The organism is Paenibacillus castaneae (assembly GCF_002884445.1).
Lineage (GTDB): Bacteria > Bacillota > Bacilli > Paenibacillales > Paenibacillaceae > Pristimantibacillus > Pristimantibacillus castaneae.
In genome coordinates, this window is sequence record NZ_KZ614144.1 from 2,912,216 (window position 1) to 2,933,552 (window position 21,337).

The following is a 21,337-nucleotide window of genomic DNA, read 5'->3' on the forward strand; positions in this document are numbered from 1 at the left end:
TGAATTTAAAATTGTGATGCGAAATACTTGTAAAATGCACCTTGCGTTGTTGGTTTAATGGCGGTTCGAAAACTTCCATTTTACCATTCTTCGCATTGGTGCATTTTTGTTTTTCTCCGCTGAAGAGATCCTGTAAGAGCTGATGTATTGGATATAATAAAATTTATAAAACTCGTATTTAAAAAGTTAGTTTTAACATTTCCTTACATAACATTAATGTATAATTTATGATTTTATTGATTTTCGATTTTATTTGTGTGCTATAATGTCGAAGGACGAAATCATAAAGGAGGAATAATAATATTATGAGATTTAAGCAACAATGGAAAAAGCCGATCGCTACTGTACTGGCAGCCGCCGTGCTGTCTGCACAAATGCTGAGCGGAGGCATTCTGGGTACAGGCAAGGCAGAGACTGTTGCAGCCGCTTCAGCCGCTGCTTCAGTAAAGCTCCGTTTGATGAGTACGACGGATGTACACACGAATGTCAACGGATGGGATTACTTTAAGAATGAACCTTCGATAACTGTCGGACTCGACCGAACTGCAACATTGGTTACTTATGCAAGAGAAGAAAATCCGAATAACCTCTTGCTCGACAACGGGGATTTGATTCAAGGAACCCCGATGGGTACTTACATGGCGAAAAAATCCGATCTGATGACTTCGCAAGAGAGCATTCATCCGATGATGGAAGTCATGAATATTATGAAGTATGACGCAGCAACTTACGGGAACCACGAATTCAACTACGGGCTGGACTACTTAAAGCGTACAGTAGAAGGTAGTGGAAGTGAGAATACTGGTGCAAATTTCCCTTATGTGAATGCGAACGTTTATATCGATGATAACGATAATGACGACAGCAATGATGTAAACGCTTTTACCCCTTATAAGATTGTGGACAAGACGGTAAAGGACAGCAATGGCAACGATCAGGTAATTAAGGTTGGCCTTCTCGGTCTTGTAACCCCGCAAATCATGGAGTGGGACAAGGTTAATCTGGAAGGCAAAGTAAAAACAAAAGATATCGCCGCAACTGCACGCAAGTACGTTGGTGAAATGCGGAATGCCGGCGCGGATATCATCGTGGCCATGGCCCACACCGGTTTTGATGCAAATGCCATTGAAGGAGATGGCTCCGAAAACGACATCAATGCGTTGAGTAAGGTTCCGGGAATTGATGCCATTACGTTCTCCCATACGCACAAGGCCTTCCCAACGGGGAACAACGAAACACTGGACGCTTCGTTCAAGGATCCGGCAACAAAGCAACCATACCAAACACCCGGAGTAGCTATCGTTGATAATGTGAACGGCCGCATTAATAGCACTCCAGCCGTACAAGCCGGCTACGGTGGCGCTTATCTGGGGCTGATCGACCTCACTGTCGTACCGGACGGCAGCGGACACTGGAAGGTGGATAAGGAGAATTCTGTTGCTTCGACCCGTTCCATTTACAGGACGGAGAACAAGGTCAACATTGCCAACGTAGCGCCTGATCCGGCTGTAGATGCGGCTGTCAAAGCCGTCCATGAGGCTACCATTGCCTACACCGGGCAAGAGCTTGGACAAACAACGGCTCCGATGAACAGCTACTTCGCTATGGTCCACGACGATCCAACTGTCCAGATTGTTGCGAATGCCCAGAGATGGTTCGTTCAGAATAATCTTCCCGAAAAGTACAAGGACTTGCCGATTCTCAGTGCGGGCGCTCCCTTCAAAGCGGGTCGCAATGGCCCTTCCGAATACACAGATATTAAACAAGGACCGCTGACTATTCGCAGCGCGAGCGACCTTTATCTGTACGACAATACGCTGAAAGCTATCAAAGTCAAAGGCTCTGTCGTAAAGGAATGGTTGGAAATGAGCGCAGGCGCATTTAACCGCATCAAGCCTGCCATCTCAACTCCGCAAGCCCTGCTGAACTCGAAATTTGCGGTTTACAACTTCGATGTTATTGACGGCATCAAGTATAAAATTGATGTGACAAAAAACGCGAAGTACAAACCGGACGGCACGATTAACGATGCAGCGGCAAGCCGTGTAACGGAAGTGACGTACAACGATGAGCCTCTGGATCTGGATCAGGACTTCATCGTTGTCACGAACAACTACCGCGCCAGCGGCGGCGGCAACTTCCCGGGTGTTTCAGGTTCCGAGTTGGTGGTGGATTCCCAGGACGAAAACCGCCAAATTCTGATGGACTACATCAGCGAAGTGAAGACGATCGATCCAGCCGCAGACGGCAATTGGTCCCTGGCTCCGATCAAGGGAAATGTCAATGTCACGTTTACGACGACGCCTCTTGCAGCGGATGTTATGCCATCGAATATTTCTTATACCGGTGAACAGAACAGTCTCGGATTCGGTATATTCAATCTGGACCTGAAGCAGCATGTTCCAGCTCCTACTCAAGACGTAGAAGTTCACCTTATTGGTATCAATGACTTTCACGGGCAGCTGGATACTGTTTCTAACGTAAGCGGCAAGACTGCAGGTACTGCAGCGATTCTCGCGACTTACTTGAAAGAAACTCGTGCAAAATATGAAAACTCACTGCTTTTCCATAACGGGGACTCCGTTGGCGCATCGGCTCCAATATCATCGCTGGAGCGCGACGAGCCGACCCATGAGTGGATGAACATGATGAAGTTTGACGTTGGTTCACTGGGCAACCATGAATTTGACCAGGGCGTCGAGGCGCTGAAAACACAGCTTTACGGCGGAATTGATCCCAAAAATGCCAAAGTAAATCATGCTGGCTCAGACTTTGATTACGTCAACGCCAATGCTGTTGACGCAACAACCGGTAACCCGATTATTAATCCTTACGTTATCAAAGAAGTAGGCGGAGTGAAGATCGGATTTATCGGTTTGGTGACAAAAGCCACGCCGAGCAAAGTTTCACCTTCCAGCTGGGCTGGCGTGCGGTTCTTGTCCGCTGATGAAGAAGTCCAAGCCGTTAATAAATATGCAAAAGAGCTTCAAGACAATGGCGTACAAACGATCATTGTGCTCGCACATGATCCAGCATCGACCAAAAAAGATGCGACAACAGGTGTCGAGGTGACAAAAGGCGAAGCAGTCGATCTGGCTAACGCGCTTCCGGCAGATTCTCCGGTTGATGTTATCGTAGCAGGTGATGACCACGCATATGCAAACGCTGTTGTAAACAATAAATTGATTGTACAGGCTTATTCTTACGGTACGGCAATTGAGGACATCAAGCTTGTCATTGACCCTAAGACAGGCGATGTAAAGAGCAAGTCTGCAGTTGTTTCCAGCACCTTCCAAGAAGGTAAAACACTGGATGCGGATACTGTTGCTCTAGTTAACAAGTATTTCGCTTTGCATCCGGAGCTGACTAAACCTGTAGGCACGACGGACGGAACGATTACCCGTACGGATGCTTACAACAATGAGGCTGCTCTTGGGAATCTGATTGCCGACGCCATGCGCGGCGCAGATTTCGGAGACGGTGAAGGTGCTGCAGACTTCGGCTTTATGAACCCAGGCGGCATTCGCGCAGACCTTCCGAAAGGCGATGTTACGTTCGGTGATCTGACGAAAATTCAGCCGTTCGGCAACACGCTGGTGAAGCTGACGCTGACTGGAGCGCAAATCAAGACCTTGCTTCAACAGCAGTGGAATGTAAAAGCCGACGGAACGGCAGACACCAAAACACTGCAAATCGCCGGCTTAAAATACACAGCCTACATGGGTCTTCCGGCAGCAGAGCGCATCACCAGCCTCACACTTGTTGATGGGACTCCGATTGACATGAGCAAAAGTTATACGGCTGTTGTCAACAACTTTATGGCAGCAGGTGGAGATAACTACACAATCCTGACTGAAGCCAGTGCTTCCATAGCTGGACCTATTGACCTGGATGTGTTCTATGATTACATCGTGAAGATGTTCAAGGGCGGAGAAATCAATGCCGCAAATGAAGGGCGCATTATAAACAATGAAGGAGTTCCGTCTACGACGACCGATCCGAACCCGGCGCCAACACCAATACCAACGCCAACGCCAACGCCTAGCCCGACTCCAACGCCTACTCCAATTCCAGTACTGGAATTCAAGGACCTGGATAAAGTTGCTTGGGCAAAAGAAGCGATTGAGACTTTGGCTGCAAAAGGTATTATAAAAGGCATTGATGGGAACAACTTCGCGCCGAACAAATATGTGTCCCGTGCTGAATTCATCACCATGCTGGTTCGCGCTCTGAATTTGACAGATTCCGGGGCAGTCAGCCAATTCAAGGACATTAAACAAGGCGTATGGTACACGGATGCTATCACAATTGCGGATAATGCCGGGATTGTAAAAGGTTCCGGAAACGGCTTGTTCGAACCTGGCCGTGAAACTACCCGTGAAGAAATGGCAATTATGATCGCAAATGCCCTGAAAAAGCAGCAAGTACAGTTAGATAGCAACAGTGCAGCGCTCAGCAAGTTTGCGGACAAGTCCAATATCGCCTCCTTCGCGCAGGAAGCTGTCGCTCAGCTGACTAATGCAGGAATTATTAGCGGTATGGATGCCAAAACATTTGGACCGAAGGGCATAGCCAATCGTGCTCAGGCGGCGGTCATTATCGCCCGTATGCTGGAGCAAGCGTCTTAATCTTTTGGTAAAACAAAAAAGGTGTTCCGATTGCCCTTCCCGGAGGGCAGCAGAACACCTTTTTCTTATTAGGAAACCAAATAGATTTCTATTTTTGAAGCAACCGCTTTAATTTATTACTTCATGCGAAGCATCATCGTCCACAAATCATTGCTTTCATAGCCAAGGCGCCAAGCGGCAACGCCTGCTAGATCATATTTCTTCGCGATGTTGATGCGAGCTTTGACAGTATCCTCGGTTTCTGCCCAGAACAAGTACGTAAAGCCTTCTTTCACATACTTGTACTTCATCTGTCCAGATTCGGGATCCAATGTGCCTTGCGCATTCGTATCCGCAATCAGCTTCGGTAATTCACTCATATAAATTGCACGGTTTCCAACAAGCTTGCCTGCGCTGTCAAGCTTCCATTCTCTTACGTAGAAAGGTATGCCTAGCATCAGCTTGCTGCGTGGAATTCCGTAGCTAAGGAATTGATTAACGCCTTCCTCGACCCACTGCAGACCCGCTACTGAGCCCGGAGTATCACTCCCGCTCCAATGCTCGTCATAAGCCATAATGATGATGGTATCGACTACTTCAGCAAGCGCTGAATGATCATAAGCGGTCACTTGATTCCAGCTCAGGCTTCCTCGCGGAAGATCAATGGATATTTGCAAGCCCTTTGCTTGAACTGCTTTGGCTAGCTGGGTTACGAAGGAGGTGTAGGCAGCTCGGTCGCTTCCTGCAACCTCCTCAAAGTCTAAGTTAATACCAGCAGCACCGAGGTCAACGATTTTTCCAACGAGCTTTTGGATAAAAGCTTGCTGAGCGGTTGCGCTTTTCAGAAATTCAGTAGTCATCTTGCGGTTAAACTGGTTATTAACAAGTGGCATGACCTGAACGCCTTTTTCTTTGAGCGCCGTTACAACAGCTGGATCAGATGTATCTTTGATGGAGCCGTCTGCAGCAGAAAGCTCGAACCAAGTAGGTGAATCAATCGATAATCCTTGCGTATTCGCTACATGATTCAGTACCGTCGTGCTTGTAGAGCTGCCGTTCCAGCCCAGATAGACCAGGTTCTTCGTATTGCTCCAAATGGCTCGTCCTTCTGTTGTAAGCACCGTGCTGTTCGCATAACCTTTGGCAAAGGTGATAGCACCGTTTCTCGTATTAAAGACTCTAAGCTTTTTGTCACCCTGGTTAACTTGCAAATAGGGGATACCCGACCATAAGACGGCATCCTTATAAATAACTTCAGCGTTCGGTGTTTTAGCAGCCAGCTGTACCGCAGCGTCAAGACTCACGAAGGATTGCACAATGGTGCTATTTTGTTGAACGGTATAAGCAGGAACGTTAGAATGAATGATTTGACCAGTTGCTGTATTAAGCACCTCACTGCCTGCAATTGCTGCTGAGCTGTTTTTTGCATCCATAAGGAAGGAGTAGGGGGATTGCTCCTCTACGGGCTCACCATCTACTATGATTTGGTAGACGGGTGCGGTTTCGCGCTGAGCTTTCACTTGAGCTTCGGTCAAATTGCCCCAAACCCATTTATTCGATGTCAAATCGATAATGTGGGCATTGCCCCATTTCTTGGCTTCCTGCTTCGCATCTGCAAGTGTTAGGAAGGACCAGCTCGCCTGAGTTTTATCTCCTTGATACAGCTGAAACTTAGCATAGGATTGATATTTCCAGCCAATATTTTCGAGATCGCGAATATGTACATTAGTTAGTTTCTTCGCGACAGACAATGCTTGCTCATACGTTCGGAATTCCCATTTCATATTGGATTGGCCATTCTGATATACCTTGTAGCGGGGGAAGTTGTCCCATACCCAGCCTCGGTCAGCTATTTTCTCGACGTGGCTGTATTCGAAATTGGCGGCGTAAGCGATTGCTTTCGCCTCTGTCGGAAATTCTCGAAGTGCTTTGTCATTTTGATATACGCGGTACTGGGTCATCATTTGCGCTGTTGCTGCATCTGCACGATTGACGGCTCCCGTCATGATCGTTTGGCAGAAAAACAACATCAGCAGCACCGTGCTTACTTTTCTTCTCATAAGCTTCTTTTACACGCTCCTCTCTCAATCTATCTATTAGACGCATAAATAGGGGAGAGGTTGCTAGACGCAAAAAAAGCATTCAAGAGCTGCTTATCATCTAAGATAAGGTCAGCCCTTGAATGCTTTGCTTTCATCCTATTAATCGGTTATTTCTGCCCAAAATTCCTCGTCCGCGTCCAGTGTAATGTTAGAGCGGAAAACACGGCGATCATATTGTTTCAACATATATTGCTCGATCGCTTCAAGGATATTTGCTTCTATAATATATTGGCTTCGGCCGCTTACCCATACCTCGGCTGTATACCCATATTCTTCTTCCCATGAAAGCTGTACTTCGACGTCTGTGGGCTTCACACCTCTGCGATCAGCCATGTTAAGACAAATAGCATTAATGATCTCATCGGTATAGATACGCACGATTAGTACCGTCTCCTTTGGTTTGACTGGTTACGCTTGCTGAGCAAATAAACGAACGCAACACGAATGAGCATAATAAGCGCGAAGATAGCAAGCAGGTTAACCATAAGCCCAAGAATATTACCGAAAGCGCCCATGCCTGCGAACAAGCTGCCGAACATCAGGCCAGCCAAGCCGCCGATCATTAAGCCCTTCATAAGTCCGCCGCCGCTGAATGCTCCGGTTTTGGTTGTTCCGGCTTTGGGGCTTGTTTTCGTACCGGAGCTAGTTTGACTAGCATTGTCTGTTTTTTTAGGTGTTTGTGTGAAGCTTTGTTTTGGCGATTTAAAGCCGCCGCCCCTTGGTTTTGCGTCTGCATATTGACCAAACCCGATTGTAAAAAATAGAGTTAGAGCCATTATGACCATGAGTCCCTTTTTCATCTGTCAATTCTCCTCCTGTTGTGGATGCTGTGAGCATTGCTAACCCCAATAAATACGTCTAATATAGATAAAGGTTTCATTTTATTTATATAGGATTGGTTAAATGTATGAAAGTAAAACGGTTATTTGTTTAAATTTATTTATTTGATATAAAGATGGGGGAATGGTATGACAGATTTTCCTAAAGCTTACGTATGCTACATGGTGGAATTTCATGCATCACGAGACTATTTCGAATGTCATGAGCTGCTTGAAGAATATTGGAAGGAGCATCTAGATGACTCTCTTGCAGACACTTGGGTGGGCCTTATTCAACTAGCAGTAGCGCTTTATCATGAACGAAGAGGAAATTTGCGCGGTGCCAACAAGATGTATGTTCAGGCTGAACGAAGGCTATCGGCGGCTCCATTAGAGCGGATTGGCATAGATCAGCAGCATTTATTAATTCAAATAGGAGAGCGAATAGCTGCCCTACACGCTAACGAGAAATCTCCTTATACAGATATCAACATGTCTATCATAGATAGCGAGCTGCTTGCGCTTTGTCTCCAGCAATGTGAAGAACGGGGCTTAGAATGGTTGGCGCCAAGTCCGCTGCATAATGATTCCATTATCCACCGGCATACGCTTAGAGATCGTTCTGACGTTATTGCTGCTAGGCAGAGGGCATATAGGAGTAAAAAAAGGGAGCATAGCGGCGAAATCTGAGGCCGACACATGCTTCCTTTTGTTATCATTAAGCTTCTTTATTTGCAGGATCAACAACTTCTAATTCACCCGTATCTGGATCAATAATTAATCCGTGGACAAGTATATTAGCTGGCAGCAATGGGTGATTGCGGATAATGCTGACACTATTAACAACGCTGTCCCTAACGTTATCGAAGCCGGTCAGCCAGCGCATGAGATTGAGGCCGGAATGCTTAAGCGTTGTAATCGTCTCGTTAGCTACGCCGCGTTCCACCATATGCTGTATGATGAGCTCTGGATTAAGTCCCGTCATGCCGCAGTTATGATGGCCGATGACGAATACTTCGTCTGCTTGAAGCTCATATAAGGCAACAAGAATGCTTCGCATAATGTTTCCGAAGGGCTGGGTTACAATCGCGCCTGCATTTTTAATGATTTTGGCGTCGCCGTTTTTGAGGTTCATTGCTTTCGGCAGCATTTCGGTCAACCTTGTATCCATGCATGTCACAATGACCATGCGTTTGTCAGGATATTTGCTTGTTGAATAGATTTCATATTCATGGTTTTCAACAAAATTCTTGTTATAGGTTAATATGTCCTCGAGTTTGTTCACGTTGCACTCTTCTTCCTATAAAAATGGTGAAACAGCTGATTTTATTTTAGCAAAAAAAATTAATCCGTCTCGGTCAGAAAGCGAAGATGCGTCGTATAAATCTGATTATCGCTCTTCAGGCTGAAGCTGTGCCGATCGACATCATAATCAATTTTCATTTGCGGTTCATAATAAACCGAATGTCGCGTTTCGTACCAGAAAGGGAAGGGATCGCCTTGAGATTGCACGTCATCTACGGAAGGGCTATCGATGAGCTGAATCGCAGGCACGCCGCTTACAACGCAGCCGCAGCCTTCTGTATCATGGAGAAGCTTAAGCTTCTTCGTTCCATCCTCTAGGTAAGGGGATATACGTTCCACGGCTGATTTGGAAAACGTAATATGCATATGTAGTTCCTCACTTTCTATCTGCCCCATGCGGGTATTAAGCAGGTTTAAGTTGATTATAAGGATAGGAATAAGTAAGATCAAGTTAAGTCCCGAAGAAAGGGACTTAAATTTACCAAGAAATAGAAAGGCGGTTCAACGATGCCAACTAAACATGATGAAGCGCTGCAGAGCTTTAAGGAAACGATTCGCAAAATTAGCGGATATGGGGAAGCGTTAGGTGTTCTTTATTGGGATTTACGCACAGGCGCCCCTCGCAAAGGAATGGATAACCGCTCAGAAGTTATCGGCTCTCTATCTGGAGATATGTTCAAGCTATCCACTTCGCCGCAGCTGGGCGAATGGCTTTCAACGCTTGAGGATGGCTCCGTTTTCTCGGAGCTTTCGGAGATTGATCAGCGGCTCATTAAGGAAACGCGCAAGGAATATGACCGCAGCGTCAAAATTCCGCCCAAGCTATACCAGGAATATGTGGTTTTATCCTCCCAATCTGAATCCAAGTGGGAAGAAGCTAAGGAAAATAATGATTATGCCAGCTTCCAGCCTTATTTGGAAAAAGTAATTTCTTATACGAATCAGTTTATTGACCTATGGGGCCCAAAGGCTACTCGATATGATACATTGCTTGATCAGTATGAGCCGGGCATGACAGTAGCGGAGCTTGACCGTGTATTTGGAGGACTTCGTTCACAGCTCGTTCCTTTGTCTGCTGCCATTGCAAGCTCGCCGCATCAGCCTGATGCCAGCTTCTTAAAACAAAAGTACGATAAGCAGGCTCAGAAGGCTTTCAGCTTGTACATATTAGAACAGATGGGCTATAACTTTGAGGCGGGACGCCTAGATGAGAGTGTTCATCCTTTTGCAACCGGATTAAATCCAGGCGACGTTCGCATCACAACCCGTTATTTAGAGGATGATGTGACGAGTGCTTTATTTGGAACCATACATGAGGGCGGCCATGCGCTTTATGAGCAAAATATTATGCCGGAGCTTATTGGCACGACACTTTGCACGGGAACCTCGATGGGCATTCATGAATCACAGTCCCGTTTCTGGGAAAATGTGATCGGCCGCAGCAGACCGTTTTGGGACCGCTATTTCGGCGAGCTTCAGAAGCGTTTTCCAGGCCAGCTTGATGTGCCTGTTGATACGTTCTACCGCGGCAACAATGTCGTGCAGCCTTCTCTTATACGCATTGAAGCAGATGAGCTGACGTATAATCTGCATATTATTATCCGTTATGAAATGGAGAAGTTTATTTTCAATGAAGGTGCGAAGGCGGCAGATTTGCCAGCTATATGGAATGAGAAGTACAAACAATATTTAGGCGTGACACCGTCTAACAATGCGGAGGGAATTCTACAGGATGTGCATTGGTCAGGCGGCGCTTTCGGCTACTTCCCATCTTATTCGCTGGGCAATATGTACGCAGCACAGATAGCCGACACAATGGAGCGGGAGCTGCAAGGGTTCTGGACGCTGGTTGGAGATGGAGATCTGCTGCCAATCAAGCAGTGGCTCACAGAACGCATTTACAAATACGGCAAGCTTAGAACTCCATCTGAGCTAATTCAGAGCGTGACGGGCAAACCGCTTGATCCGCAGCATTTGGTCGCTTATTTAACGAAAAAATATTCCGACATTTATAAATTGCAGCTGTAGCTAGACAAATACAAAAGCATATTTTTGAGAAGGCTGTCCGATCGTCCCATGACGATACAGGAGCAGCCTTCTTCTTTTTGTCTGCTCATTCACCGCCAGTCACTCCTGCGCATAGGCTGATATCATCTATTTTATGCAAAAATACAGGAGGGACTACCATGAAAACACGTATTTTCTATTCACTGCTGCTTTCGCTGGTGCTTTTTGCATCAGCCGCGCTGGCAGGCTGCAGTAAAGGAGATTCGGATAAGGTGAAGGTACGAATAGGCGAAGTAACAAGATCGCTGTTCTATGCACCGGAGTATGTAGCTGTAGCGAAAGGTTTTTTTGCAGATGAAGGCTTGGATATTGAATTGACGACGACACCGGGCGGCGACAAAACGATGACAGCTTTGCTCTCGAATACGATCGATGTTGCGCTAGTGGGCTCGGAAACATCGATCTATGTGTATCAGCAAGGCTCGGATGATCCAATTATTAACTTCGCACAGCTAACGCAAACGGACGGCACGTTTCTAGTAGCAAGAAAAGCGGATGAAAGCTTTGACTGGAACAAGCTGAAAGGCAGCACCTTCCTCGGTCAAAGAAAAGGCGGTATGCCGCAAATGGCTGGCGAATTTGCACTGAAGAAGCACGGGATAGATCCGAAAACGGATTTGGAGCTAATCCAAAACGTGGATTTTGCCAACATATCAGCAGCCTTTGCATCGGGAACAGGCGATTATGTGCAGCTGTTCGAGCCGACAGCTTCGATTTTTGAGAAGGAAGGCAAAGGCCACGTTGTCGCATCCTTCGGTACAGAGAGCGGACACTTGCCTTATACCGTATTTATGGCGAAGCAAAGCTATATAAACAAAAACAAAAAAACGATTCAATCGTTCACAAATGCCGTGTATAAAGCTCAGAAATGGGTAGATAGCCATGATGCAAAAGCGATTGCGGATGTTGTAAAACCTTATTTCGACAATGTGGACAGCGATATTCTCGTAAGCTCTATCGACCGCTACAAAGCGCAGGGATCTTTCGCAACGGATCCGATCATCGATGAGGGAGAATGGAATAACTTGCTGGATGTTATTACAACTGCTGGTGAATTGCAAAAACGAACAGAGCACAAAGAGCTGGTCGACACTAGCTTTGCTGAGAAGGCTATAGAAGCGTTGAAATAAACGCTGGTAAGGAAGTGAGGTTATAAGCATGAACCATGATCCTGTGCTAGAGCTTCAGCAGCTGTCTCATGTTTATGTGAATGAAAAAGGAGCCTCGCTCGCGGTTGAGGAGATTGGGCTGAGCGTCTCGCGAGGTGAATTTGTTAGCCTTGTTGGACCTAGCGGCTGCGGCAAGACGACGCTGCTCAGCTTGCTCGCCGGGTTGTTTGCTCCGACGAAAGGCCGTGTGCTGCTGAATGGCGAGCTGGTCACAGGACCCTCGCCAAAGGTAGGCTATATGCTGCAGCAGGATTATTTATTTCCTTGGCGCACCATTAGAGATAATGCTGCTGTCGGACTGGAAATTAATGGTCATAAGACAGCTCAAGCTTTGAAGGAAGTTGATCATTTGCTGGCCGAGCTTGGATTGCCGGGAGCAGGCAGCAGATACCCGCATGAGCTGTCGGGCGGGATGAGACAGCGAGTGGCACTAGCTAGAACGCTTGCTACAGAACCGGAGGTGCTCCTGCTTGATGAGCCCTTCTCCGCTCTTGATTTGCACATCAAACTTCAACTGGAGGACTTGGTGCAGCAAACACTTGCGAGGCTGGGCAAAACGGCTGTACTTGTCACGCATGACCTCGCGGAGGCAGTCGCGATGAGTGATCGTGTTATTGTGCTTGGACGCAATCCGGGCCATATTCGGTGCGAGCTGGAAATACCGCAGGAAATAAGGTTTGCAGCACCTATGGAGGCTCGCAAGCTGCCTGGCTTCCAAGACATATTCGAGCGCCTATGGGAGGAGCTAGAGGAGGAGGATGAAGGGAGGGGACCGAATGGATGATCGTAATGAGATCAAGCAGGATCGATTGGCTGAAGCTCAGCAGAATCAGAATATAGCGGTTTTATCTGGTGCTCAGGAGGATCGTAATGACTGGATGAACGATCTTCATATTGCATATAAGCAGCGCAAGCGTCGCTTGACGACAGCGGTGTTGATGACGCAAGCGGTTATCCTCGTATTGTTTGTTGGGATATGGGAAGCAGCAGGGCGAAACAATTGGATTGATCCGTTATTATTCAGCTTTCCATCCAAGCTGTTTGCACAGCTTTGGAAGACAATGGCTGACGGCTCCATCTGGCCTCACGTCGGAGTAACGGTAGCAGAGACTGTAGCTGGCTTTGCACTTGGCACACTTATTGGCACAGCTATTGCAGCAACGCTGTGGTGGTTTCCTTTTCTATCCCGTGTATTAGATCCCTACTTGGTTGTGCTCAACAGCATGCCGAAGGTTGCGCTTGGGCCGATCTTTATCGTCGGGTTAGGCTCGGGATTTATGTCAATTGTGGCGATAACATTATCTGTGACTGTAATTATTACTACTTTAAATATTTACAATCGATTCGCAGAAATTGACAGCGGCTATATTAAGGTGGTTAGACTGCTTGGCGCTACGCGCTCACAGCTGTTTCGACTTGTCATATTGCCTGGCTCATTCCCCGTTATTATTTCGACGCTTAAGGTCAATGTCGGGCTGGCGTGGGTCGGGGTCATGGTCGGCGAGTTCCTCGTTGCAAATATGGGGCTCGGCTATCTGATCATATACGGCTTCCAAGTATTTAATTTCACGCTGGTCTTATCAAGCTTAATTGTCATCGCTGTCGTTGCTACAATAATGTATCAGCTTGTAGCCTTGCTTGAGAAGCGGTTGACGGCAGGCTGGCGTGAACGGTAGGATAGGAAATAAAATTCTACCACTTGCGAGGTAACGAGATGGGCATTCGTATTATCAAAACGGCGCTTGCCGCTATAGCAGCTATTTATACCGCTGCTTATTTTGGACTTGAACCGCCGCTCAGCGCCGGTATTCTTGCTATACTCGGCGTTGAAGTGACGCGGGCGAAAGGGCTTAAGGGTGCAGCGGTTCGTTTCATCGCTTCTGTGCTGGGGCTGTTCTTCGCATCGCTCATTTTTACATTATTAGGATTTCATATATGGGTGGTTGCTGTATTTATTTTGCTTACATTTCCGGTGCTCTCCCAGTTTCAATTAAAGAACGGAATAGTGACAAGCTCGGTTATCGTTTTTCATTTGTTCAATTATGGACAAGTTTCATGGGACATTATCGGCAATGAAATCCTGCTGCTCATTGCAGGGCTTGGCTGGGCAACATTTCTTAACATGATCTATATGCCGAAGGATGAGCAACATCTAAGCTCGCAGCGGCATCTAATTGAGCAAAGCTTTGGCGTCATATTTCAAGAGATGTCTTTGACCCTTCGCAATCCTTCACATATATGGAATGGCGAAGAGATTTTAACAGCGTATAATGCGATCGAGAAGGGCGCTCAATCCTCTGTGCGAAATTTGGAAAATCGCATATGGGGACATGAGCCATACTGGCCGACTTATTTCGAGATGAGGCGGCAGCAGCTGGAATCGGTTCAGCAGATGCTTGCGGAGATGGCGCTTATATATGCTAGGTTTCCACAAGCGGTGTTGGTTGCCGAGCTGCTTGATCAGCTGTCCAGCGATGTGAAATCTGATGTATATCGAGGAATCGTAGATGAACGTCTGAATGAATTGTCACAGTTATTCCAAACGATGCCGCTGCCGCAAACTCGTGAAGAATTCGAGGTGCGCGCAGCCCTGCTCATGCTCCTGCATGAGTTGCAGCGGTTTATGAGCGTTGCCAAACGCTTGAAAAAAAGAAGCAATGACTCTGCAGAGCGTCAGTCGGACAAGCAGTAGGTGCCTGCTGTAGTTGCCTAAAAGCATGGAGCTTTTCCTGTTAGTAGTCGGGGAGGAGAAGTTCATTTATCGAACAATGGAGCATCGTTGGATGCTCTTTTTTTTGTGCGATTGGCCATTGCGTGGAAGAGGGCAGAATGACTCCATGCCCGGAACAACTCAAAAAACATACGATAAATATCCAATGGTTGATGGTACAAGCCAATCTACTTTCTCTAGCATATGATGTGCTATGAAATGATAGATTGGGGGTAAAAATATGCATTGGATTTCGATTATATTAATAGGGATGGCTTCAAACATTGATAACTTAGGGATCGGTGTATCGTATGGCGCACGATCATTAAGGATTCCAATTCTATCAAACTTATTTATTGCTATTCTCGCAATGGTTGCAGCTTATGCATCGATTACAATGGGAGGGTTCATATCCGGATATTTCCCGAAAGAGTATGCAAATGTAATCGGCGGCATCATCATTATCGGATTGGGAATATGGAGCTTCAAGCCTAGGGCTGAATCAAGACGCGCAGCTAAATTTAGGAAGGCTTGCAAGAAAGAATCGTTTGCACCATTTGAGAAGCTGTGGGCTGGAAATCTGAATCCGGTTCACGTTATCTCGTGGAAACAGTCCATTTCTCTTGGATTTGCTCTTTCCATAAATGGAATGGCAATGGGCTTCGGAGCTGGAGTGACAGGTACCCAGCCTTTAATGACAACAATCTCGATTGGTGTTTTCTCGCTCATCACGGTTGCTATTGGGGAAAGAATTGGCTATCTGATTGCCAGAACATGGTTAGGCAAGTACTCAAATATTATTGGCGGGCTGATGCTTATCAGCATTGGTCTCTATGAAATATTTTTTTGAATAGCCCCAATGCTAACTAAATAGAAGGTGCAGGAGTCAGCCTGGCCTTCTTTTTATTGAATATGTGGAAATCCAGCGGCTGCTTTACATCAGATAGGTCATAATCGCCATCCTACCAGAATAAACTAAAAAAGCTTTATTTCTTATTCATTTCTTCAATAAATGCTTTTAGGCAGCATTTCAATTACTCTCATACATACGTAGATTGCTGAAAAGGCGCGAAAAGGCTTTGTTTTAAAGGCGTTTGCAAAATAAATTTGTTCGATCAGACTTGTTTAATCAACAAACGCCTACGTCCAGCATACACTTTAATTGAATGATTGTATGGAGGAGGTTAAATCAATGACTATTGCAGATAAACAGCTCCAGTACAGAGAAATAATTACTAAGGCTGTCTGCGGCAAAGGTCGTAAGTTTTCCACTGTAACCCATACCGTAACACCGCCTCATCATCCTACCAGTATTCTTGGTGCATGGATTATCAATCATCAATATGAAGCGGTTCGTTCGGGAGACGGAATTGAGGTAATTGGTACTTACGATATCAATATCTGGTATTCGTACAGCAAAAACTCACAAACAGACGTAGCTAAAGAATCCGTCAGTTACGTTGAGCATGTCAACCTGTCTTATGTAGATCCGAAGCATCGGCCATCTACGGTAGAGGTGTCTGCCGATGTAATCCAGGAACCGAACTGCATCGAAGCTAATATTTCGACGAATGGCTCCGGTGTTGTGGTGCGCGTAGAGCGTGAGTTTTCAGTGGAATTAGTTGCCGAGACTAAAGTTTGTGTAGCCGTACTTCCAGGAGGCTGCAGCGACCTGGACGGCAAAGATTTGGAATTCAGCCTCGGCGATGACGATTATGAGGACTTGGATCCAGATTTGCTGGACGACGAGCTTTAAGCAAGCAGGGAAGCTTTGCTGTTTAGGTATCATATGCTGCGCAAGCGGCAAATTCGAGGGCGAAAGCCCTCTCTTTTTTTTGAATTGTAAAAAAGGGCTCATGATGAAAAAAAGGCGGGAAATAGGATGGCTTCGACGTGGATTTGGCGTGGCAGCTATGATCGATTAGAGAAGGTAACGTATGATGAGCGAGCTCTTCATACGTCAGGAGAGAGAAGCGGGACGCCGATTCATGCGCAGCCTTGGACGAATGTGCTGCCGGGTGATGCGGTTATTGCGTGTTCAGCTGCCCGTGCGATAGAGAGCAGCCGGTTTAAAGGTGTATGGCTGCTTAACGTTAATGGGCAATTGGTTGAACGGATGACGGATGAGGAGAAGCAGCGAATTTGGCGCAGAACGGGTTTGTTTGGGGGCAATCGTCTTGACAACGAGCGTTATTACCGAGTAAGCGTGGTTCATTTGGAACCGGTGGAGATGCTTCGTATTGACGCTTCCGGCAAAGTGTCTAACGGAAAGCCGATTGTTCGAGCGGAGCCAGCGAACGTACACAGTATCGGGCAATGGCCGGAGGACCAAGCATTGCGGCGGGTGGTACGTACCGCCGTACAAGCGCTTTACGCGCTTGGCCTCGATATCGGCGAGGCCGAGGTCGCGCTCGGCGGGGACGGGCGGACTGCCGTCCGGGCAGCTTGGCCGATGCTGAGGGATACGAGGCTGGAGGCCGTGATGCTGCGGCGATTCGCGGTGTGGCATGCCGCGGCGGGAGCGGAGGCTGCGGATAGGGGGCCGCTGCTCATCGGCGCCGATCCGGAGTTTGTGCTTGTGACGCCGGCTGGAAAGGTAGCGTCGGCGTCACGTTTCTTCGGAGCTGGCGTCGGCGGCGCAGCAGGAGCCGACGCCGTGCTCATCGGGCGACGGCTGCTTTATCCCGTCGCCGAGCTGCGGCCTGAGCCGGCCGAGGACCCGGCCGCGCTCGCCGCGAATGTGCGGCGCCTGCTGCTGCGCGCCGCCGACCGTATCAGCGACCCCGCTTTGCGCTGGGCCGCTGGAGCAATGCCCGTGCCGGGGCTGGCGCTCGGCGGGCACATCCACCTAAGCGGAGCGCCGCTTACCAGCCGCTTGCTCCGCCTGCTCGACAGCTGCGCGGCTTTCCCGCTCGCTCTCGTAGAGGACCCCGCTGGGCGGGCTCGACGTCCCCGTTACGGTACGCTCGGGGACTTCCGCCAGCAGCCGCACGGCGGGTTCGAGTACCGCACGCTGCCGAGCTGGCTGATCTCGCCGGCAGCGGCCAAAGCCGCCTTCGCGCTGGCGCTGCTGTGCGCCCGCGAGGCGGAGCATCTCCATTACATACCTGCTCTGGAAGAGCGGTATGCAGCAGCTTATTACGCCGGCGACCGCGCCGAGCTTGCCGGCTGCTTGGACGGCATCGCGTCGTCTATCTCCGCTGCCGCCAGCTACGAGGAATTAGCGCCCTATATCGAGCCGCTGTTCCAAGCGGCCAGAAGCGGGCACACTTGGGATGAAAGCACCGATATTCGGGTGAAATGGCGAATACCGATGACGAAATAAGGGATGAGGGGCTGTAAATCGAGTGCTGCATTGTTATCTCACAGAGTTAGGTGCTGAGTTCGTTTCAGCATTTGATGTTACAGTCCGCGTACGGAGTCAATGGTGATCATTAGTTTCAGTTTTTGGAATTAACTCATATATTTTCCAATAAACTGCTGAGAAAGCAGCGTATAATTTCATTTTTTAACACTAAACCGTTCTATCCACATCAATTTTCTCTATTAATTTCATATTCTGATGTTAAATCATATTCCTCATGATGCATTCAGCAAGCAAAGCAGCCGAACAGGTGTAGAAACCATGCTCGGCTGTTTTATTGTTCTCTAGTAGTCGTTTTACTCACTATTGGAACACCTCCTTCTTGCTTATGGCGCGTGTCGGCTCCGCTTGTTATAATAGATATCTGATGTTTACAGCATGGCAAGCTAATGATCAGTACAATACTGGAATTTATTTAATGGAATTAAGTATTGAATGGCGGACGAGGTTTCGCTTTATCAGATATGTTGAGGAGGATCGGAATGGCTGGATATACTCCAATGATTTTGCAATATCTTGCGATTAAAGAAGAAGCGAAGGATGCTTTTTTGTTTTTTCGCCTAGGCGATTTTTATGAAATGTTTTTTGAGGATGCTATACAGGCTTCCCGTGAGCTTGAAATTACGCTAACGGGCAGAGAAGGTGGAGCAGAGCAGAAAATTCCGATGTGCGGTGTTCCCTATCACTCCGCCGAGAACTATATAAGCAGATTGGTAGACAAAGGCTACAAGGTAGCTATATGCGAGCAGGTAGAGGATCCGGCAGCAGCGAAGGGCGTTGTTCGCCGAGAAATTGTGCGGATTATTACGCCCGGTACCGTCATGGAATCCAAATCACTTGAAGGCAAAGCCAATAACTTTATTGCTGCAGCTGTTCGGGTAGGAGGCATGATCGGTCTCTCTGCTTGTGATTTATCGACGGGGGAGCTGTATGTTACCTCATTCCCCGAGCAAATCGAGGCGCTCATCGATGAAATAAACGTCTATCAGCCGTCCGAGGTTGTTGGAGACGGGGAGCTGCTTAACCGAGTTCAGATGACAGCTGCGTGGAACAAGCAGCTGCTGCTCACGCCCCGCGAGCCAATGGCAGCGGACAAGCTGACCGAGCAGTACGGAGAAGCAGAATTAAGCAAATTGTCGGGCGCCCGGCTTCAGGCTGTCAGCGTTTTAACCGGCTATTTGGATGAGACACAGAAGCGTTCTCTTGGACATGTCCGCTCTATCGCAGCCTATGAGCCGAATCAATATATGATTCTGGATCACTATACAAGAAGAAATTTAGAGCTTACGGAAACGGTTCGCGATCGGAGTAAGAAAGGTTCGCTTCTGTGGCTGCTTGATCGCACGCAAACCTCTATGGGCGGACGTATGCTGCGCCGATGGATCGATAAGCCGCTGCTTAGCAGAGCTGCTGTTGAAGCACGTCTGGATGCCGTAGAGGTTCTTTATCGCAACCTGATTCTTCGTGATGATATTCGCGCGGAGCTTCAGCCTATTTATGACTTGGAGCGCCTTGTGGGCAGGGTCGCATTTGGTAATGCGAACGGCCGCGATCTGAATGCTCTGCGAAGCTCCATTCGTCGCATACCTAATTTGACGGCGCTCTGCCAGCAATCCGGCTCAAGGGTGCTGCAGGAACTAGTCGAAGATGCAGATCAATGCGCTGATTTGGCGGATCTGATCGAGACCGTGCTGGTAGACGAGCCTCCGGTAACCATTCGCGAGGGCGGACTTATTCGCGCGGGTTACGATGATTATCTGGATCAGCTTCGAGAGGCCAGCACGAACGGCAAAAAATGGCTGGCGGAGCTGGAGCGTCAAGAGCGCGAGGCAACCGGAATTAAAAATCTGAAAATCGGTTACAACCGGATTTTTGGCTATTACTTGGAGGTTTCCAAAGGAAATCTGGCTAATCTGCCGGAAGGAAGATATGAGCGGAAGCAAACTCTGGCGAACGCTGAGCGGTTTGTAACACCTGAGCTGAAAGAGAAGGAAAGGCTCATTCTCGAAGCTGAGGATAAAATGGTCGATTTGGAATATGAACGCTTTATCGAGCTTCGTGACCATCTTGCGCTTCACCTTCATCGGCTTCAGAAGGCCGCTGCTATTATTGCCGAGCTTGATGTATACCAATCGCTAGCTACGGTCAGTGCGGAGCGCCGATTCGCGCGGCCGCGGGTAACGGAAGAATATGATCTGCGCATTGAAGACGGAAAGCATCCCGTCGTTGAGGCGATGATGGATGGAACACCGTTCATATCGAATGGCACTGAGCTTAGGAAGGACGAGCAGTGGATGCTGCTCATTACCGGACCGAATATGGCAGGCAAAAGCACTTATATGCGTCAAGTTGCGCTCATTTGCATTATGGCGCAAATAGGCTGCTTTGTTCCCGCGAAAGCAGCGGTTGTTCCGCTTATTGATCGCATTTTCACTCGAATCGGAGCGGCTGACGACTTAATCGGCGGGCAAAGCACATTCATGGTCGAAATGAAGGACATTCAAGTGATGACCGAGAAGGCTACTGCCAATAGTCTCGTAATTATTGACGAGCTCGGGCGCGGTACTTCAACCGGTGAAGGGATGGCAATTGCGCAGGCAGTCATCGAGTATGTTCACCATCATATTGGCTGCAAAGCGCTTGTATCCACGCATTTCCATGAGCTTGCGCATTTGGAGGAATCATTGCCGTCTCTTACGAATGCGCGTATGGCGGTCGAGGAAAGCGGCGATAATGTAACGTTCCTTAGGAAGCTGATTGCGGGAGCAGCCAGCACGAGCTACGGCATTTATTGCGCTCAATTGGCTGGACTGCCTGAATCGATTATCGGGAGAGCATATGAGCTGCTGGACGACACTGTGGAGCAAGCTTCCGTTCAAACTGGCCAGAAAGCAGCGTCCTCATCCAAGGCTTCATTCGAGGAAGCATATGCAGCAGCGCCATCCGTGTTTGTGGAGCCTAAAGCGCATGCCGACAAGCTGATTGAGCAGCAGGCAATCGTGCAGCTTTCGATCTTCGATGAACCGGCAGCAGCCAAAGAAGCGGAGCCGGCGCGCCGCAAAGCGAGTCCAAAGGCTGAGCAGCTTGCAGAAGGTCTTCGCAAGCTTGATTTGTTTAATTTGACGCCAATGCAGGCAATGCAGTGGCTGAATGATATGAAGAGCAAACTAAACGACTAGCTAAGCTGGAAGGAGA

16 protein-coding genes are annotated in these 21,337 nt (G+C 48.0%); 11 read left to right on the plus strand and 5 right to left on the minus strand.

The features are described 5' to 3' along the window. The first annotated feature begins 305 nt into the window (after window positions 1-305). The gene (locus CEF13_RS12895; RefSeq protein WP_102711061.1) at window positions 306-4,628 is read left to right on the plus strand and encodes a bifunctional 2',3'-cyclic-nucleotide 2'-phosphodiesterase/3'-nucleotidase; all 4,323 of its coding nucleotides are present in this window, start codon (window positions 306-308) and stop codon (window positions 4,626-4,628) included. Window positions 4,629-4,744: 116 nt separating this feature from the next. Here CEF13_RS12895 and CEF13_RS12900 read toward each other — a convergent pair whose 3' ends face one another. The 3 genes from CEF13_RS12900 to CEF13_RS12910 all read right to left on the minus strand — a co-directional run bounded on the left by CEF13_RS12900 (window position 4,745) and on the right by CEF13_RS12910 (window position 7,509). Further along, entirely contained in the window at window positions 4,745-6,667 is a 1,923-nt protein-coding gene (locus CEF13_RS12900) for a glycosyl hydrolase family 18 protein (RefSeq protein ID WP_102711062.1), read from the minus strand. A 141-nt stretch (window positions 6,668-6,808) separates the two neighbouring features. Next, the gene (locus CEF13_RS12905; RefSeq protein ID WP_166742775.1) at window positions 6,809-7,087 is read right to left on the minus strand and encodes a YxcD family protein; all 279 of its coding nucleotides are present in this window, start codon (window positions 7,085-7,087) and stop codon (window positions 6,809-6,811) included. A 2-nt stretch (window positions 7,088-7,089) separates the two neighbouring features. Then, the gene (locus tag CEF13_RS12910; RefSeq protein WP_102711064.1) at window positions 7,090-7,509 is read right to left on the minus strand and encodes a hypothetical protein; all 420 of its coding nucleotides are present in this window, start codon (window positions 7,507-7,509) and stop codon (window positions 7,090-7,092) included. Between the two features lie 168 nt (window positions 7,510-7,677). Between CEF13_RS12910 and CEF13_RS12915 the strand changes: the two genes are divergently transcribed. Beyond that, a complete protein-coding gene (locus CEF13_RS12915; RefSeq protein WP_102711065.1) occupies window positions 7,678-8,217 on the plus strand; it encodes a DUF309 domain-containing protein in 540 nt (179 codons plus the stop codon). 28 nt (window positions 8,218-8,245) lie between these two features. On the opposite strand, the gene CEF13_RS12920 is transcribed toward CEF13_RS12915, so the two are convergent. Together CEF13_RS12920 and CEF13_RS12925 are read right to left on the minus strand one after the other, a co-directional pair. Next, the gene (locus tag CEF13_RS12920) at window positions 8,246-8,812 is read right to left on the minus strand and encodes a beta-class carbonic anhydrase (protein WP_211297042.1); all 567 of its coding nucleotides are present in this window, start codon (window positions 8,810-8,812) and stop codon (window positions 8,246-8,248) included. A gap of 59 nt (window positions 8,813-8,871) precedes the next feature. Next, window positions 8,872-9,198 carry an iron-sulfur cluster biosynthesis family protein gene (locus CEF13_RS12925; RefSeq protein WP_102711066.1) on the minus strand — a complete coding sequence of 109 codons (327 nt, stop codon included), beginning with the start codon at window positions 9,196-9,198 and terminating at the stop codon, window positions 8,872-8,874. A gap of 141 nt (window positions 9,199-9,339) precedes the next feature. On the opposite strand from CEF13_RS12925, the gene CEF13_RS12930 reads away from it, so the two are divergent. The 9 genes from CEF13_RS12930 (at window position 9,340) to mutS (ending at window position 21,321) form a co-directional block, all read left to right on the plus strand. Beyond that, window positions 9,340-10,860, plus strand: coding sequence for a carboxypeptidase M32 (locus CEF13_RS12930; RefSeq protein ID WP_102711067.1), 1,521 nt, complete (start codon window positions 9,340-9,342; stop codon window positions 10,858-10,860). Between the two features lie 158 nt (window positions 10,861-11,018). Further along, window positions 11,019-12,029: an ABC transporter substrate-binding protein gene (locus CEF13_RS12935; protein WP_102711068.1), complete on the plus strand. Its 1,011-nt coding sequence runs from the start codon at window positions 11,019-11,021 to the stop codon at window positions 12,027-12,029. 28 nt (window positions 12,030-12,057) lie between these two features. Then, the gene (locus CEF13_RS12940) at window positions 12,058-12,852 is read left to right on the plus strand and encodes an ABC transporter ATP-binding protein (protein ID WP_102711069.1); all 795 of its coding nucleotides are present in this window, start codon (window positions 12,058-12,060) and stop codon (window positions 12,850-12,852) included. Next, entirely contained in the window at window positions 12,845-13,744 is a 900-nt protein-coding gene (locus CEF13_RS12945) for an ABC transporter permease (RefSeq protein ID WP_208414448.1), read from the plus strand. Before CEF13_RS12940 ends, CEF13_RS12945 begins: the two co-directional genes overlap by 8 nt. Window positions 13,745-13,782: 38 nt before the next feature. Further along, a complete protein-coding gene (locus tag CEF13_RS12950) occupies window positions 13,783-14,760 on the plus strand; it encodes an aromatic acid exporter family protein (RefSeq protein WP_102711070.1) in 978 nt (325 codons plus the stop codon). Between the two features lie 259 nt (window positions 14,761-15,019). Continuing rightward, a complete protein-coding gene (locus tag CEF13_RS12955; RefSeq protein WP_102711071.1) occupies window positions 15,020-15,628 on the plus strand; it encodes a manganese efflux pump in 609 nt (202 codons plus the stop codon). Between the two features lie 342 nt (window positions 15,629-15,970). Continuing rightward, on the plus strand, window positions 15,971-16,534 hold the full coding sequence (locus tag CEF13_RS12960; RefSeq protein WP_102711072.1) for an outer spore coat protein CotE: 564 nt from the start codon (window positions 15,971-15,973) through the stop codon (window positions 16,532-16,534). A 126-nt stretch (window positions 16,535-16,660) separates the two neighbouring features. Next, window positions 16,661-18,103, plus strand: coding sequence for a putative amidoligase domain-containing protein (locus CEF13_RS12965; protein ID WP_102711073.1), 1,443 nt, complete (start codon window positions 16,661-16,663; stop codon window positions 18,101-18,103). Between the two features lie 521 nt (window positions 18,104-18,624). Next, window positions 18,625-21,321 carry a DNA mismatch repair protein MutS gene (gene mutS / locus CEF13_RS12970; RefSeq protein ID WP_102711074.1) on the plus strand — a complete coding sequence of 899 codons (2,697 nt, stop codon included), beginning with the start codon at window positions 18,625-18,627 and terminating at the stop codon, window positions 21,319-21,321. Window positions 21,322-21,337: the final 16 nt, after the last annotated feature.

Excerpts from the sequence above, each read along its gene's own strand:
- CEF13_RS12965 (WP_102711073.1), top strand. The coding sequence starts at position 16,661 with ATGGCTTCGACGTGGATTTGGCGTGGCAGCTATGATCGATTAGAGAAG.
- CEF13_RS12945 (WP_208414448.1), top strand. The coding sequence starts at position 12,845 with ATGGATGATCGTAATGAGATCAAGCAGGATCGATTGGCTGAAGCTCAG.
- CEF13_RS12960 (WP_102711072.1), top strand. The coding sequence starts at position 15,971 with ATGACTATTGCAGATAAACAGCTCCAGTACAGAGAAATAATTACTAAG.
- CEF13_RS12910 (WP_102711064.1), bottom strand. The coding sequence starts at position 7,509 with ATGAAAAAGGGACTCATGGTCATAATGGCTCTAACTCTATTTTTTACA.
- CEF13_RS12955 (WP_102711071.1), top strand. The coding sequence starts at position 15,020 with ATGCATTGGATTTCGATTATATTAATAGGGATGGCTTCAAACATTGAT.
- CEF13_RS12950 (WP_102711070.1), top strand. The coding sequence starts at position 13,783 with ATGGGCATTCGTATTATCAAAACGGCGCTTGCCGCTATAGCAGCTATT.
- CEF13_RS12940 (WP_102711069.1), top strand. The coding sequence starts at position 12,058 with ATGAACCATGATCCTGTGCTAGAGCTTCAGCAGCTGTCTCATGTTTAT.
- mutS (WP_102711074.1), top strand. The coding sequence starts at position 18,625 with ATGGCTGGATATACTCCAATGATTTTGCAATATCTTGCGATTAAAGAA.
- CEF13_RS12935 (WP_102711068.1), top strand. The coding sequence starts at position 11,019 with ATGAAAACACGTATTTTCTATTCACTGCTGCTTTCGCTGGTGCTTTTT.
- CEF13_RS12925 (WP_102711066.1), bottom strand. The coding sequence starts at position 9,198 with ATGCATATTACGTTTTCCAAATCAGCCGTGGAACGTATATCCCCTTAC.
- CEF13_RS12930 (WP_102711067.1), top strand. The coding sequence starts at position 9,340 with ATGCCAACTAAACATGATGAAGCGCTGCAGAGCTTTAAGGAAACGATT.
- CEF13_RS12900 (WP_102711062.1), bottom strand. The coding sequence starts at position 6,667 with ATGAGAAGAAAAGTAAGCACGGTGCTGCTGATGTTGTTTTTCTGCCAA.
- CEF13_RS12915 (WP_102711065.1), top strand. The coding sequence starts at position 7,678 with ATGACAGATTTTCCTAAAGCTTACGTATGCTACATGGTGGAATTTCAT.
- CEF13_RS12895 (WP_102711061.1), top strand. The coding sequence starts at position 306 with ATGAGATTTAAGCAACAATGGAAAAAGCCGATCGCTACTGTACTGGCA.